The following is a 16,252-nucleotide window of genomic DNA, read 5'->3' as shown; positions in this document are numbered from 1 at the left end:
GGAAGGAGCGAATTTTTACAATGTTGCGTCGTTTTTTTGCTTACTATAGACCCTATAAGGGATTGTTTATTCTTGACTTCTCCTGTGCTATTGCTGCTGCACTGCTGGAACTAGTCTTCCCGTTGGCCGTTAACCGGGTAGTGGATGATATGCTGCCAAGTGGGAATTGGAAATGGATTCTCTATTCTTGCCTCGGTTTGCTGGGGATCTATATCGTCAGCGCCTTTATGCATTTTGTCGTCACTTATTGGGGGCATAAGCTGGGGATTAATATCGAGTCGGATATGAGAAAAAAGCTGTTTGATCGTGTACAGAAGCTCTCTTTCAACTTCTTCGATAATAATAAAACAGGCCATTTGGTCTCACGGATGACAAATGATCTGATGGACATCGGTGAGATTGCCCACCATGGTCCTGAAGATTTATTCATAGCAGTGATGACGCTGCTGGGTGTATTCGGTATCATGCTTAGCATTAATTGGAAATTAGCGATTCTGACCTTTGTAATTGTCCCGCTGATGATTTATTTATCCATGTACTTCAGTCGCAAAATGTCCAAAGCGTTCCACATTATGTTCGCGGACATTGCTGACTATAACGCACGCGTAGAGAACAATGTAAGCGGGATCCGTGTTGTGCAAGCTTTTGCTAATGAGAATCATGAAATTTCCCGCTTTGCGGTTAATAACGAACGCTTCCGTATTACGAAGCTAATGACCTACCGAATTATGGCTTGGAATTCATCCTTTAGCTTTGTGCTCATGAAGCTGGTCTCGTTATTCGTTCTTGTGTGCGGAACCTATTTTGTAATCCAGAAGCAGATGACCTACGGTGAATTTATTGCCTTTGTGATGTTGTCTAATGTCTTCTTAGGACCTTTGCAACAGATTAATTCGGTCATTGAGACCTATCCTAAAGGGATCGCTGGTTTCAAACGTTATCTTGAACTGCTGGAGACGGAGCCAGATGTTGATGACGCAAAAGACGCTAAGCCAGTGTCTCATCTGTCAGGGAATATAACCTTCCAGGATGTAGCTTTTGCTTATAGTGATAAGGAAAAGGTGCTAACCAATGTGAACTTATCGATTTCAGCAGGAGAGACCGTTGCGCTTGTGGGTCCATCCGGTGCTGGTAAGACAACACTTTGCAGCTTGCTGCCACGCTTTTACGATGTAAGCGAAGGCAACATCTCTATTGATGGAATAGATATTCGCTCCATGACGTTAGAATCACTTCGTTCCCATATCGGGATTGTACAACAAGATGTATTCCTGTTTGACGGAACTATCCGTGAGAACATTGCTTACGGCAGATTGGGAGCTTCCGATGAAGAAATCTGGGAGGCTGCTGGGCGCGCTCAGCTGGAAGAACTGATTAAATCTCAGCCCGCCGGGCTGGATACAATGATCGGAGAGAGAGGCGTCAAGCTTTCTGGCGGCCAGAAGCAGAGGTTGTCCATCGCCCGGATGTTCTTGAAGAATCCGACGATTCTCATTCTGGACGAAGCTACATCTGCACTGGATACTGAAACGGAGTCCGCTATACAAGAGGCGCTCGCAGAGTTGTCTGAGGGACGCACAACACTTGTTATTGCTCATCGCCTTGCAACGATCAGAAATGCGGACCGGATTGTTGTCGTTGCGGAAGGTGGCATCGCAGAACAAGGTAAGCATGAGGAACTGCTGCAGACTGCCGGAATTTACAGCCGATTGCATGAAGCGCAGTTTGGAGCTTAAGTAGCTGAAGGGATCACTAGAATATAATTTTGGAGGGACACAATGAATAAACAACTGGAATTATACGATGTAACCATTATTGGTGGCGGACCTGCTGGGATGTATACAGCTTTTTATAGCGGAATGAGAGACTTGAAGACAAAGCTAATTGAAGCGAAGGATGAGCTCGGAGGAAGAATGCTTATCTATCCCGAAAAAATGATCTGGGATGTAGGAGGCGTAACCCCAACTCTTTGTCATCAACTAATCGGTCAGCTCAAGGAGCAGGCTCAAACCTTCGATCCGACTATTGTGCTGGGTCAGCAAATTATGAATCAAGAGAGACAAGAGGATGGAACGTACATCCTGACCTCTTCTACTGGGGAACAACATTGGACCCGCACAGTCATTTTGGCCATTGGTTACGGAATTCTGCAGATGGCAAAGCTTGAAATTGAAGGTGCAGATCGTTATGAGGTGACAAATCTTCATTATACCGTTCAAGAGCTGGAGCCGTTCCGCGGTAAAAGAGTGCTAATCTCCGGTGGAGGCAACTCCGCAGTAGATTGGGCGAATGAATTGGAGCCTATCGCTGCAAGTGTGACGATTGCACATCGCCGTGAACAGTTTGGCGGGCATGAGAAAAACATTGTACGGATGAAGGAATCCTCAGTCAATGTCCGTGCGCCATATGCAGTAAGCCAATTACACAGCAGTAATGGTGAAACGATAGATCAGGTTACGATCAGTCATATAGAGACAGGTGAAACAGAGCAGTTTGAAGTGGATGCTGTCATTGTGAATCATGGTCTGAAAAGCGATTTTGGTCCGTTAAAAGAATGGGGCCTTGATATGGGCGAATGGTGTGCGAATGTAACTGATAAGCTAGAGACTAATCTTCCGGGTATATTCGCAGCAGGTGACTTTGTGGATTATGCAAGCAAGGTTCGTTTGATCGCAGGTACTTTCACTGATGCGGCTCTGGCGCTTAATAGCGCTAAGCTGTACATAGACCCAACCGCGGCCAAAGTCGCTTACGTATCTTCTCACAATGAACGGTTCAAAGAGAAGAATAAAGCGCTTGGAGTCGTTGACGACCACTAAGGATAGAGGCTTTTCAAACCATAAAATCTGAAGTTTTATATAAGGCGTATAGGGGATCTTATCCATTTCGAGCGGAGAGGAACCTTATACGCTTGCTTTATATTTTATGAGTTATTAAGTCTAGAAGTCTGGAAGGGAGCAGGAATGAAGCTATCTAATAATAACCCGGTTCATAGAATTTATCTGTTAAAAGAGGCAGGAAAACGCCAATGCGGCGGCGGTCACATTAGTAAACCCCAGATTGCCCAGTCCCCACTCTTCCTGACACCAATAGAAGCTATCGTTCAAATAACCATAGAAGGAGAGACAGTAGCTCTTAAAAATGGTGAAATTCTTTTTCTAAGCGCAGGTGCGACTTATCAAATTAATGCTCCATTAGAGACCGTTATCTCTGTTCTAGCAATCTCCTATGAGGTATATGGGCTAAGTAATAGCACGGAGCAAGAATTGGTCTATGGACTTTGCCGTGAAATTTTTCCGGTCAATGGGATTTTACCTATACGTACGACGAATAAAATAACCCGCTTATTCAGCGAATTGGAAGACGTTGCTGCCAATAATTTAGAAACACAGGCAGATAGAATTCAATCCTTGCTGCATCAGCTACATCAATTGGTCGTAGAGGCTGATGCTGAAGCAGACATTACGGATAGTTCATATTTCAGAATGCTCTCTTTTATCCACCAGAATTTGCAAAGGGAGATTACGCGGGAGATGATGTCTCGAATGATGGGCTTCAATCCTCGTTATTTCTCAGTATGGTTCCGCAAGCAGACGGGTTGGAGCTTCACCGAATATGTAGCGCATTTAAGAGTAAATAAAGCGAAAAAACACTTGATGTCCAGCAAAGCAACCATACAGGAAATTTCGCAAAAAGTAGGCTATACAGATGGACTATATCTGAGCCGCAAATTCAAGCAAGTCACCGGGATGACCCCAACAGAGTTCCGTTTGCGTCCCAAACCAAAGCAGATAGTAGCGTTGCAATTTTTAGGGGATTTACTTGCGCTGGGTGTGAAGCCTGTCGCGGTTGAAGAAGATGTGATGAATTACTCCTTGCTTTTGCTGCCGGAACTGGCGGGTGTACGATCATTTGAGTTGCAGGGATGTCCGGAGGAAGCAGAATGGTCTGGGCTGGAAGCCGATTTAGTTATTGCGCCAACCTATCTGAGCCCCCGTCAGCTTAAATGCATGGAGAAGTTGGGTCCACTAGTTACGGTAGAGTGTGATAAAATGGACCGCCTGGAACAGATTCGTTTATTCGGCAGACTGCTGGGAGAAGAGGAGCGGGCAGAGGCATGGATAAGGCACTATCATTTGAAAATAGATTTGGCCAAGCAGCGCTTGTCCTCACTAATTGAATCTGGTGAAACGGTAGCGGTGTATGAGATCAGGCAAGATAACAGTATTTATATCTGGAATCATACAGCCCGCGGGGTGTACAATCTGTACCCAATGCTGGGGTTAACTCCACCGGACAAGGTAAGGTCAGATGTTCTGGAGCGGAATGATCATTTATGCATCTCACTGTCGGAATTGCCAATATACGCGGCTGACCATATGTTTGTGGTTGTATCAGGACAAGAGGACTGGATGTCGAGGACACGTAAACGGATTAGTAAAAGTGCGGTTTGGCGCAATCTTCCAGCATTCAGGAATGAACGCATATATTACCTGAAGCTTGAGGAATTTTGGGGCAGCGAAGGGCTTGCGCTCGAACGCCAATTGGAGATACAGACAGATTTGTTAACCGGCCATAATTTAAGCTGACAATCGTCCATAGCAAAATTGATGTATTAGCGTGTATATATGTTTTCCTGCGGAGACGGTATATTAAACAAAGATCTAAATGATATTGATTATCAATATCATAATAATATAAAGTCTCAAGGGGGATTTACATTGTACAAAATAATATCGTTAGGAAAAACAAGCATGATAGCCGTTATGCTTACGCTGGTGCTGCTGTTGAGCGCATGCGGACAAGCAGCTAATCAGGGGAATGCTCCAGCTAGCACGTCGGCCGAAGTGGCTAAAAGCACTAATGATTCTGTAGTTGCCAGCTCGGAGCCGGCTGCTGATGCAGAGTACTGGACATACGAAAGCGATAAAGGCCCGGTGCAGATTCCACGCAATCCACAAAGAGTTGTGATCCCGGTACAAGACTTTATTGGCGATCTTCTGACGCTTGGCGTGACGCCCATTGCCGTTGCCGGGAATGACATCTTGAACCATCCATATTTCAAAGAGGCACTGACCGGTGTTGAAGTAGTAGGCGATGACATGACGGTGTCCCTGGAGAAAATAACGAGCCTCGAACCGGACTTGATTATCACTTATCAGGAAGATACCTATGAGCAAATCTCCAAGATTGCTCCAACGGTCTTTATTCCTTGGGGCAAATACGACTATAAGGAACGATTGATCGAGATCGGGAAAATCTTGAACAAGGAGCAGCAGGCTGTAAAGTGGGTGGCGGATTTCAATCAGAAGCTGGAAGCGAAGAAAGCGGAATTGTCTGATCTGATCGCAGCTGACAAAAAGGTGGCGATCTTTGAAATTGCCGGTAAAGAGCTGTATTTATATGGTTCGTCATATGGGCGTGGTGGAGAGATTATATATAACGGATTGGGGCTGCATGCACCTGATCTTGTCCAAGAGGCAGCCTTTAAAGAAGGCTGGGCTTCCCTCTCACTCGAAGCGTTGCCCGAGTACTTAGGAGAAGCTGATTATATCTTCCAAGGCTTCAGCCGTGGTGTGGAGCAGGATAAGCTGGACATTCTGGACAGTGTCTTCTGGCAAAGCCTACCTGCTGTTAAGGCGGGTCATGTATTCACCTACGATCTTAAAACGTATTATCTCTCCGATGCTTATGCGCTGGATAAGCAGCTGGATGAGATAGTTACGTTGCTGAAGTCTCTTCAATAAGTTAATTTCAAAAGAGTATAAGGGGATGTTCGCGGAGCTATAGTAGCTCAAGGACATCCCTTTTGCGTATTCATTTTCCAAGCTAAGGCAGATTACAAATTCCATTAGTTGCATAAAAAAGCAATCAAGAACAAATAGTATGGGCAGGAGGTGTTGATTATGGAACCCTTGAACTCTACTATTTTGGACGATAATCTTAAAGGGCTTCAAGAAAGACTTGGCCATAGCCCTGATATTGTTATTCGTAGAATTAAATCCACCACCACACAGGTTGAGGTAGCTGCCGTATATATTGAGGGATTAATCGAAAAATTGATGGTCAATGAGTTCGTGGAGCATGCGATGTCGTTCGATAAGCTAAGTGAAGAAAACCCAGTGATCACATCGGCTGAGGACATCTTTTTGTATATGAAAGAAGTGGCGAGAGGAATCGGAGAAGAACAGACAGTTAGAGATTGGGATGTGCTTTTTGAGGCTTTATTCTCTGGAGATACCATTCTTTGGATAGACGGGATAAGGGAAGCAATCAGAGGGAATACAAGCGGCGGTGAGGTTAGAACGGTATCGGACGCTACAACTCAAGTAGCCATTCGTGGCTCCAAGGAAGGCTTCACGGAATCTATTGGGACGAATATCTCTCTGGTACGCAGGAAAATAAAAAGCCCTAATCTCTGGGTGGAGTCGATGAAGATAGGTGACGTAACCCAAACGAATGTATCTATTATGTATATCCATGGGATCGTCAATGATAATACCTTACATGAGCTTAGAACTAAGCTGCAAAGTATTGATATAGACGGGATTCTGGAATCTGGATACATTGAGCAATTTTTAGAAGACACTCCCTTTTCCCCATTCCCAACACTATACAATACTGAACGTCCTGACAGTGTGGCTGGAAATCTTTTAGAAGGACGAGTTGCTATTTTTGTGGATGGAACCCCGTTTGTGCTGATTGCACCCACTACCTTTTTTATGTTTTTACATGCAGTTGAAGATTACTACCAGCGTTATGATATTACGACTTTGATTCGAGTATTGAGATTTATTTGCCTTATTATTTCGTTATTTGGCCCAGCACTCTTTATTGCGATTCTGAATTTTCATCAAGAAATGATCCCAACAGCCCTACTTATTAATTTCGCTTCGCAAAGGGAGGGGGTTCCATTTCCGGCCTTTATTGAGGCTATGCTGATGGAATTTACCTTTGAGATTATACGTGAAGCAGGAATTCGTATGCCATCCCCTATAGGTCAAACTGTATCGATTATCGGCGGCTTAGTGTTGGGTCAGGCAGCGGTGCAAGCGGGTATTGTCTCACCTGCAATGGTTATTGTAGTTTCACTTACAGGAATATCCAGCTTTGCTACTCCTGCTTTTAATATGGCTCTTTCCATACGCATCTTGCGTTTCATCATTATGTTTATTGCAGCCTTTATGGGGCTTTATGGAATAACGATCTTTACTTTTATTATGGTTGCTCATATGTGTAGCTTGAAATCGTTGGGATTTCCCTATATGTCTCCGTTTGGCCCTTTTATCGCTGAGAATCAGAAGGATTCCATCCTGCGCGTGCCTTTGAAATATATGAGAACTCGGCCGCGTCTTGTTAGCCAAAAGAATAATACTCGACTTAAGGTGAATGATGGAAAGCCGGGTAGTGGCAAATGAAGATCGGATGGATGATGCGTTCATTTATTTGTATATGCTGCTTAATGTTGCTGACAAGCTGCTGGAACAGTAGGGAATTAAACAATTTAGGCATTGTGACTGGTATAGGCGTGGATAAAGTACCGAATAAAGAGGAATATCATGTTACTTTTCAGATTGTGAATCCATCCTCAACAGCTACAAGTGCAGGAGCTAGCACCGGACAACCCACGGTCACTATTTATTCTTCTACGGACCGTACGATCTTTGGCGCTTTTCGCAAGACTTCAAAAAAGGCGGCAAGACAGATGTTTTTTGCACACACGCAGCTATTAGTTTTAGGCGAATCTACAGTGAAGAGCGGTATTGATGGGATTTTTGACATCTTTGAAAGGTCCCATGAGCTGCGGCTCAACACGAATGTTATTGTAGCCAGAGATACGGAAGCATCCTCTATTCTGAAACTATTACTTCCAGTAGAAAGCCTGCCTGCAATAGGGATTATTAAAAAGAGTAAAAATACCGCTAGAATATATGGAGAAAGCCGGGATATCAATGTTTTTGAGCTAATTAATGGTCTCAGTGGAGAAGGGTCAGTAGTGATATCCGGAGCCAGAATTCTTGGAGACGCTGAAGAAGGAGCTAAAAAATCCGGGATGGAGCAAACTAAAGTAAAAGCACTTGTCACAATGAGCGGGCTTAGCGTATTGAAAAAAGGGGTTCTTCAGGGATGGCTGGATGGACCTCTTGCCCGGGGGGCACTGTGGGTACAGAACGAGATTAATGAAACCAGTATTAATGTAGATTCAGATGAGGTTAAGGATTCGATAGCCGTGAATATTAATCATTCAAAAACAAAAATTAAGATTGAACTCCGCAATAAAGTACCCGTCATTCATGTAAATGTTGTGGAAGAGGGGACACTTAGTGAGGCTCAGAGTTATATTGAGCTAAGTAATAGAGAGGTAATCGTTCAATTGGAACAACAAGTGGCTCTTAAAACTAAACAGGAAATAACCCAAGCCTTACAGGCTGCTCAAACTATGAAATGCGATATTTTCAATTTCGGGAATGAACTGAAGCGTATAAACCCAAAAGCGTGGGAGACCGTTAAGGACAATTGGGAGTCAGTGTTCGCCGAAGCGGAAGTAGACGTTTCTGTGGAAGCATATATTCGCAGTGTAGGAATGAGGTTAGAGCCAAAATTGTTAAAGGAAAAATGACAGGGTTCAGTGAGAAAGGTGGGAGAAGGCCACTTTATGAAAAAAGAAACCATCAGCGCGAGTCAATTATTTGCTTTGATTTTTTTGTTTGAATTGGGAACGGCCCTTGTGGTACCGATTGGACTTGAAAGTGGCCATGCTGTCTGGATTGCTATTCTGTTAGCTTTGCCCGGTGGACTTCTTTTGTATTTAATTTATGTTTATTTATACCGGCAATATCCGGGCATGATTATTAGCGGGTATACAAGAAAGATACTGGGCAATGTTATAGGCTGGCCGTTAAGCTTAACATACATTCCAATCCTTCTCTTCAATGGCTCCCGAAATCTGCATGAATCAGGTGAGTTGTTAATAGCTGCTTCTTACGACAGAACACCCGTGTTCATCATTTATGCAATGATGGTTGTTGCGGTAATTTACATCTTAAATAAGGGGATTGAGGTGTTTGCGCGGGCGGCTGAGATTTATATGCTGATTATAATATTGTTGGGCTTGACCAGTTGCTTTTTGGTTATTGCCGCCGGACTTGTAAAACTAGATAACTTGTTTCCGTTACAGGCCTCGGATTGGAAGAATGCATTAAAATCAGCCTATCTGAATATATGGCTATTTCCGTTCGGGGAGATGGTATGTTTCACTACGATTTTACCTCATATCAAAAAAACCAAGGTAGCAAAAAGAACCGGAATCATCGCAATGACTTTATGCGGATTATTACTCAGTTTTACCCATGCCATCGAAATATCCGTTCTAGGAACAGAAATCTACAGTAGAGCCAATTTTCCGATGTTCACTACGATAACGTTAGTAAACCTGGCCAATTTCATTCAACGTTTGGACGCGCTTGTGCTCTTAACCTTAATCATTGGAGTATTTTTTAAAATGTCAGTATATTGCTATGCTGCAATGGTAGTCACTGCAGATCTATTCAAGGTGCAAGACAGCAGGAAGCTCGCTGTTCCCGTTGGTATTGTTGTTTTGTTCGGGGCTTTTATTAGTTCAGCGAATTATCCGATACATATGGACGAAGGAAGGATATTTCTGAAATATATTTTGCCGTATTTCTGTGCCGCTGTACCTATTCTCTTGTGTATCGTTCATTACATCCGCAGAAAATTAGGAAGCATAGGTTAGTTTATTTTATTTGATGGATTTATTGCTCCTATTTCGGATAGAGGATGTAATTGTATTAACAAAAGGTAAGGAGATAAAAACGAGCATAGTTATTGATTCCTGTATGCTTGTAGCTGCAAAGGAGTCATAGATCGTCCGCATTGAAGTGGTGAGGGTTTCTCCTGATAAAAGGTCGATGATTACTGCCATCAGCAACCCCATAAAAGCAAGCATGAAATATAGTGATAGTAATTTCATAATGATCAACTCCATTTGCTAGATTAATCTTAGGCTAAATGTATTATTACCTCTTGAGTGTTTTTGTAGTCAAAAGAAATAACAAATCCCCTACAGCTCCAACGTTGTTGGAAGCAGTAGGGGATTCTAATTTAAGCGCATTTTATTGTGTAAGCCAAGCAGCCAGCTCTTCGGTCTGGGATAACACGGCAATTGGATCATAGTACCAGGACCGTTCTTCTTTCCATACATAGAGATGGCCATTTTTGACAGCGGGTAGGCTACTCCAGATTGGATCAGCTTTGTAATCAGCTTCTGTACGGTTATTGGAAGTTAAGATAATATAATCTCCTGCGTATTTAGCGAGTGCCTCTGTAGAGATTTCCGCCCATTGCTTCTCCATAATTTCTGCGGCCACAGCTGTAGGGGGCTTGCGACCCAGCGCCTGATAGACAGGCTGTCCGCCTCGGCCAAAGTTATCGCCATAGGCCCAAATGGATTTGCCGCCGTCTTCCATGATGGAAAACGTTGCATCTGCAGGGAGTACTTTGTCTACTTTGGCTTTAGCTTCAGCTATCCGTTTGTCGTAATCTGCAAGCCAGCTTTTGGCTTCCTCTTCTTTACCAAGGAGTTCTCCGAAATAGGTTAATTCGGCATGAGCATCTTTCAGATCACCATATGGCACAACGATGGTTGGAGCAATTTTGCTTAGTGCTTCATAGCTTTCAGCTTGTCCAGAAATAATCAAATCAGGATTAAGTGCGATGATTTTTTCAGGTGACATTTTGCCGTAAGTTCCAGTGTCTGCAACTCCAGTAAGTGCCTCCTTAAAATACATATTCTCCAGTGTTAATCCGGGAGCACCAACAGGGATGGTATCTAGCGCAATCAGACTGCCCAGATATTCCTCAGCGACAATCCTTTTAGGTTGAACAGGAATTTCAATATCACCATTTATAGTAGTGACCTTTTTTAGAGCAGCTGTTTCCGTAGTTTCTGTTGGTTGACTAGTTTCGGTAGGTGCTGTAGTAGCCGATGATGTGTTGCTGGTGTTACTGCCAGTATTCCCCACAGAATTATTGGAATTCCCGCAAGCTGATACGACTAGAATTAATGCCAGCATGAGGGGAAAAAGAAGCCAATGGGATTGTTTGGTGCTATTTTTTCCTGGATTATGCAATTTGTTGTTCCTCCTATGTATATTGATTATCATTCTCAATAAGAACTTTACAAGCTTCACCGGGTATTTACTATGGACGGATATGATCTCAGCTTATGCAAATTTATGATGTCATTACCCGTAGCAATTCTTGAAGCTGTGCCTGTGAGGACAGTGGGTCAAATCCGTAGAACATATCACCTTGGTTCAGAATATATACCCGTCCGTTACGTACTGCATCTAATTGCTTCCAGGCTTTAGAATGTAGTAGGCGAGTAAAACGTTGTCTTCCCTCAGATGATGAAGGGATGCTGGTGATAATAATATGGTCAGCAGGGAACGATACGATATCCTCAATGGATGCCTCTAAGTACCCGGAATCTGTGATCCCTTTTTCAATAATTACGGAGGGGGGCTTGAAGCCAAGATCACCGTATAGAATTTGGCAACCTCTGCCGAAGCTGCTACTGAAACAGTAGGCGGATCGGGAGCTAACCTCCCACACGATAGCCGTACCTCTCTCCATTCCTATTGCATGGTTTAATAACCCGTTGGCGGTAAGACAAAGTCTGTCATAATGACTTAACCATTGTTCAGCACGCTGTCGTCGATTCACAACCTCGGCAATCAGAGCAAATTGCTCTCGCCAACTCATTTGCATAAAGGGCAGCTCAATAACCGGAGCAACAGGAGTCAGAATCTTATTGTCGGGTAGACTGTAGCCGATAATGACGTCTGGTTTTACCGCAGCTACTGAGTCATAGAGTAATGAAAATTTACCTTCGCTCATTTGAAGCTGCTTGGAAGCGGGAACTTGTTCCAAGCTATGCTGCCATTCGGAATAAACCCCGAGTTGAGGCATGATTTCCAGTACTCGCAGGCTAGCGGTGTGATTATAGTTCAAGGCAACGACCCGTTTATTCTTATTCTGGTAGGCTTTAGGTGAAACGCCAACAAGCTGCTTGAATTTTCGGCTCAAATAAGTTCCCTCTTCGTAACCAACCTCATGTGCCAAAGTAGTCAGATTGGGGGAACTGGTGAGAATTCGTTGCTGGGCTTTTCGGATTCTTAATAGTGTAATATAAGCACTGAAGGATAGACCTATTGATTTGCGAAAGGCTCGCGAAAAGTGCTCAGGGCTCACTTCAGCTAAAGCAGCCATTTGATCCCGTGTGATATCTTCATTGTAATGAGCTTCTATATACTCCGTCACTTGCTCCATCCAACTGCTTGATCTTTCTTTACGGGATGTCAGTTCACTATGAAGCTCCACTAGGAACTGGGTGAATAGCTGCTGGACCCTAAACGGCTTTTGCTTATCAGCGTCTATCCAAGCACTGTAAAGCTCACCTGCCAAGGCTGTCAAACGTGTAGAGGCATGGTGGACAGGGGAGTTGTCATTTATAAAAATGTCCTCATCTTTACTCTGGGGTATACAGGAATACTCCATCCATATCCCCTTTAACTGTAATTCAGGTTCCATCTTCAATAAAGAAGAACTACTAAGGGCTATTAAGCTTCCGGCCATGACCTTGTGTAGCTTACCGTCTATTTCAAGAAAACCTTTCCCATCCCAGATCATCATAAGGCTGGAATTAGTAGAAGAAATGTTTGAGGCTGTGTAGTTGGTTATTCCCGATAAGCTGATGACCCGAAGGGGCATATAAAAAGGATGGGATGAATAAGGCATCCCGTCGGATTGGATCTGCATGTAGTAATCCCCTTCTTTTCATTGATAATCATTCTCATTTATAGTATAACAGTCTTTCTTACTATTGACTATAATGATGCTTATGATAGTGTTTAAAATAATCCACGAACGGAATAGGGTTAGCTGATAAGAAGGGGTTGAAGTCATCCATGACGACCTGGAATTTACAAGGAACTGTAAGTCACTTATTAATATGTACCGGTAGCAGCTGCAAGAAACACAAAGGTGAAGAGGTAGCTGAAGCGATAGAAGATGAGATTGAGAAGCAGGGCGCACAAAGTCTTATACATACGACTGTGACCCGTTGTAATGGAAGATGTTCAGATGCTTGTGTGGTGATCGCTTATCCCGAAGGTGTGTGGTACAAAGAGATTACACCTAAGCTGGCGAAATCATTAGTGCGGAAACATTTGCAGGGGGAGAAGCTTGAAGATCACGTGTTATACACCTATGATGGACAATTGATTGCTTCAAATGAAAAGGACGCTAAAGGGAAAAAGAAAAAATAGCAAGGCTTGGGAGTACCTTTTAGTTGCGGTTCTAACCCTGTACAGAGGAATATCTCGTGCAGGGTTATTTATTTATAAACAGGGGAGGATTATGATTGAATCGGATCATGACCAGACTCGTAATAGGACTGTGTGCTTAATTAAGGACATCAAATTTGACTTGCAGGGCTAACGTTGACTATGCTATTAAAAAGTGAATGAAATAACACAGTATATATGATGGTTTATAGGGGAGAGGGTACGATGGAGAGGCTGCAGGTGTGGCCAGAGAAGTTCAAAAAATTTTTTCTGAATAATAAATTTGTAGTAGTGCTGCTCATTATGCTGCTGGTTGGAATTAATATTCTGGTATTCTCCAAAATACCGTTTATTTTTAAGCCGATATCAGTATTGCTGCACACCGTGGCCGCACCATTATTACTGGCAGGTATAGCTTATTATTTGCTGAATCCGTTGGTAGATCGGATGGAGAAAAGATCCCGAATAAAACGTGTATATGCAATAATCATCCTATATTTGTTGATTGCTGGTATCATCACGCTGGTTTTGTTTATGGTCATTCCAATTATACGGACTCAGCTATCAGGATTGATCGACAATTTTCCAAGGTATAGTGAATTAATTCAAGAACGGTTTATGGATCTGACCGGAACGGAGTTCTTTGGGCAAGTTCAAGACAGTATCGGAACGAACCTTAGTGAGATAACATCTAAGATAACAGCGTGGGGCAGTTCTTTTCTGAATAATGCCTTGACGGGTGTTGGCAGCTTTGTAGGAGCCCTTACAGAGATTGTCTTGGCGGTTGTAACGACGCCATTTATTTTGTTCTACTTGCTTCGCGATGGGAAAAAATTGCCGGATTATATTCTGAAGTTTGTACCTACTTCTCTGCAGCCGCAGACTCGTATGGTCATGTCGGAGATGAACAGTCAGGTATCCTCTTACATACGCGGGCAAATTATTGTCAGCTGCTGTATTGGTCTGCTGCTCTATATTGGCTATTTAATCATTGGTTTGGAGTACTCTCTCGTTCTGGCTATTGCTGCTGCTTGTACAGCAGTTGTTCCTTATCTGGGCCCGGCAATCGCGATTACACCTGCCCTAATTGTGGCGATGGTCACTTCTCCATTTATGCTGCTGAAGATGATTATCGTGTGGACGGCTGTTCAGCTGATTGAAGGAAAATTCATCTCACCACAGATCATGGGCAAGACGTTGAAGATTCATCCGATAACCATTATTTTTGTAATTATATTCGCAGGTAAAATGTTTGGGATTCTGGGGATTATCCTTGCAGTTCCGGGTTATGCGGTACTTAAGGTGGTATTTACACATCTTTTTGAATGGTTCCGGTTTCGATCCGGCTTATATAAACAGATTGAAGAGAATAAGGAATAATGTGAAAGGGTGAAATGTAATGGGAGGACCAATAGCAGTAACCTCTTACGGTAAGCTTCAAGGAATACAGGAGGGGGACGTGAACATTTGGCGCGGGATCCCTTTTGCAGCCCCACCTGTTGGAGAACTTCGGTTTCGTGCACCACAGCCACCAGAGGCCTGGGATGGGATTAGAGATGCTTCTGAATTTGGTCCAGTTAGTCATCAGCCAGCGGATACGAGAGGTACTCGGTTCGGTGGCAAGACGCCGCTTCATTCCGAGGATTGTCTGTATTTAAATATTTGGGCGCCAGCAGTTCATGATGAGCCCCTGCCTGTTATGTTCTGGATTCACGGGGGGACGTTTGTGACCGGGGCTGGAAGTCAGCCGCAGTTTGACGGCACAAGCTTCGCTGAGCGCGGCAAAGTAATTTTAGTGACCATTAACTATCGGCTGGGTCCATTTGGATTCCTAAATTTGTCTCCATTTGGCCATGGGCTTGCTTCTAATCAAGGATTATTGGATCAAATTGCTGCGCTGGAATGGGTAAAACTGAATATTGCTGCTTTTGGCGGGGACCCGCAGCGGGTAACTGTATTCGGAGAGTCAGCAGGGAGTATGAGTATCGCAGCCCTTTTGGCTATGCCAGCAGCGAAGGGGTTGTTCGCTGGCGCGATTATGCAAAGTGGGGCTGCTCAGACGCTGCCTAACGAGCAAGGAAAGTACATTGCAGCTGCACTGCTAGCTGAATTAGGGATTGCCCCAGATGGAGATGCCAGTCTTCTGCAAACATTTTCTTCTGAACAAATTATCGATGCAGCCGCAAGAATGACTAAAAAGTTAACGGGTGGCTCAATTGGCATGTTATTTCAGCCTGTCATTGATGGGGATATACTTCCTGTAGAACCTGCACAGGCTGTGGCAGAAGGATCGGCACATGGTATTCCGCTATTGATCGGAACCAATCGTGATGAGGGCAACTTGTTCTTCAGAGAAGAATCACCTGAGGCAGACTTTGACGAATCACTCAAGGCGCTGGAGCAGATGATGGGTACTGGGAGTCTGAAGGAAATTGCTAACCATTATTCTTCCACCTGGGAGGGACAAGCTGAAATTCTAACGGATCTTTACTTCTGGGCAACCTCGGTGTCTCTGGCGGAAAACCAATTGAATTATGCACCAGTCTGGATGTACCGTTTTGACGGCACGATCCCAGGTCATCCTTTGTTAAATAAAGCTGTGCATAGTGCAGAAATCGTTTATGCCTTTAATAATCTATCTCATCTAACCCATCTTAGGGCAGAAATTAATCCAACGATGCAGAAGTTGGCTGAAGTTATGCATGACGCTTGGATTGCTTTCGCTCATCAAGGAAATCCGGCTACAGCAGAGAGGGTATGGCCGAAATACAATCTGGAGGAACGGGCTACCTTGATCTTTGATGAAGATACGCATGTAGCTTATGATCCTGAGTCAGAGAAACGCAAAAGAATTGTCACTATGCTGGCTTAAGAAGTTTGAGAGG

General features: G+C 43.7%; 13 protein-coding genes. 10 read left to right on the top strand and 3 right to left on the bottom strand.

Features of this window, described 5'->3' with window-relative positions; all coding sequences use genetic code 11:
* Positions 1 to 20: 20 nt before the first annotated feature.
* The 7 genes from MHI32_RS21295 to MHI32_RS21265 all read left to right on the top strand — a co-directional run bounded on the left by MHI32_RS21295 (position 21) and on the right by MHI32_RS21265 (position 9,754).
* Positions 21 to 1,736: an ABC transporter ATP-binding protein gene (locus MHI32_RS21295; RefSeq protein WP_076179717.1), complete on the top strand. Its 1,716-nt coding sequence runs from the start codon at positions 21 to 23 to the stop codon at positions 1,734 to 1,736.
* A 42-nt stretch (positions 1,737 to 1,778) separates the two neighbouring features.
* Positions 1,779 to 2,819 (top strand): NAD(P)/FAD-dependent oxidoreductase, encoded by a 1,041-nt coding sequence (locus tag MHI32_RS21290; protein WP_076129508.1) that lies wholly within the window; start codon positions 1,779 to 1,781, stop codon positions 2,817 to 2,819.
* A gap of 144 nt (positions 2,820 to 2,963) precedes the next feature.
* Positions 2,964 to 4,589, top strand: a complete 1,626-nt coding sequence (locus MHI32_RS21285) for an AraC family transcriptional regulator (protein WP_340010772.1) — start codon at positions 2,964 to 2,966, stop codon at positions 4,587 to 4,589.
* Between the two features lie 132 nt (positions 4,590 to 4,721).
* Complete coding sequence (locus tag MHI32_RS21280; protein WP_254847660.1) at positions 4,722 to 5,747, top strand: iron-hydroxamate ABC transporter substrate-binding protein; 1,026 nt, start codon at positions 4,722 to 4,724, stop codon at positions 5,745 to 5,747.
* Between the two features lie 159 nt (positions 5,748 to 5,906).
* Positions 5,907 to 7,418: a spore germination protein gene (locus MHI32_RS21275; protein WP_076308413.1), complete on the top strand. Its 1,512-nt coding sequence runs from the start codon at positions 5,907 to 5,909 to the stop codon at positions 7,416 to 7,418.
* Positions 7,415 to 8,620, top strand: coding sequence for a Ger(x)C family spore germination protein (locus MHI32_RS21270; protein ID WP_076127402.1), 1,206 nt, complete (start codon positions 7,415 to 7,417; stop codon positions 8,618 to 8,620). The genes MHI32_RS21275 and MHI32_RS21270 overlap by 4 nt, the downstream gene beginning before the upstream one ends.
* 36 nt (positions 8,621 to 8,656) lie before the next feature.
* Positions 8,657 to 9,754: a GerAB/ArcD/ProY family transporter gene (locus MHI32_RS21265; RefSeq protein WP_339244258.1), complete on the top strand. Its 1,098-nt coding sequence runs from the start codon at positions 8,657 to 8,659 to the stop codon at positions 9,752 to 9,754.
* 6 nt (positions 9,755 to 9,760) lie between these two features.
* On the opposite strand, the gene MHI32_RS21260 is transcribed toward MHI32_RS21265, so the two are convergent.
* The 3 genes from MHI32_RS21260 to MHI32_RS21250 form a co-directional block, all read right to left on the bottom strand.
* Positions 9,761 to 9,991 (bottom strand): hypothetical protein, encoded by a 231-nt coding sequence (locus tag MHI32_RS21260; RefSeq protein WP_076220622.1) that lies wholly within the window; start codon positions 9,989 to 9,991, stop codon positions 9,761 to 9,763.
* 142 nt (positions 9,992 to 10,133) lie between these two features.
* Complete coding sequence (locus MHI32_RS21255) at positions 10,134 to 11,150, bottom strand: ABC transporter substrate-binding protein (protein ID WP_339168917.1); 1,017 nt, start codon at positions 11,148 to 11,150, stop codon at positions 10,134 to 10,136.
* A gap of 103 nt (positions 11,151 to 11,253) precedes the next feature.
* Complete coding sequence (locus MHI32_RS21250; protein WP_339168915.1) at positions 11,254 to 12,840, bottom strand: AraC family transcriptional regulator; 1,587 nt, start codon at positions 12,838 to 12,840, stop codon at positions 11,254 to 11,256.
* 149 nt (positions 12,841 to 12,989) lie between these two features.
* Here MHI32_RS21250 and MHI32_RS21245 point away from each other — a divergent pair, with 149 nt between their 5' ends.
* The 3 genes from MHI32_RS21245 to MHI32_RS21235 all read left to right on the top strand — a co-directional run bounded on the left by MHI32_RS21245 (position 12,990) and on the right by MHI32_RS21235 (position 16,239).
* On the top strand, positions 12,990 to 13,349 hold the full coding sequence (locus MHI32_RS21245) for a (2Fe-2S) ferredoxin domain-containing protein (RefSeq protein ID WP_340010768.1): 360 nt from the start codon (positions 12,990 to 12,992) through the stop codon (positions 13,347 to 13,349).
* 243 nt (positions 13,350 to 13,592) lie between these two features.
* A complete protein-coding gene (locus MHI32_RS21240; protein WP_076127413.1) occupies positions 13,593 to 14,747 on the top strand; it encodes an AI-2E family transporter in 1,155 nt (384 codons plus the stop codon).
* Between the two features lie 19 nt (positions 14,748 to 14,766).
* Positions 14,767 to 16,239, top strand: a complete 1,473-nt coding sequence (locus tag MHI32_RS21235) for a carboxylesterase/lipase family protein (protein WP_312150563.1) — start codon at positions 14,767 to 14,769, stop codon at positions 16,237 to 16,239.
* Positions 16,240 to 16,252 lie beyond the last annotated feature (13 nt).

The sequence above is a fragment of the Paenibacillus sp. FSL H7-0690 genome, from assembly GCF_037980415.1.
Lineage (GTDB): Bacteria > Bacillota > Bacilli > Paenibacillales > Paenibacillaceae > Paenibacillus_AQ > Paenibacillus_AQ odorifer.
This window is presented reverse-complemented; position numbering and strand designations above follow the sequence as displayed.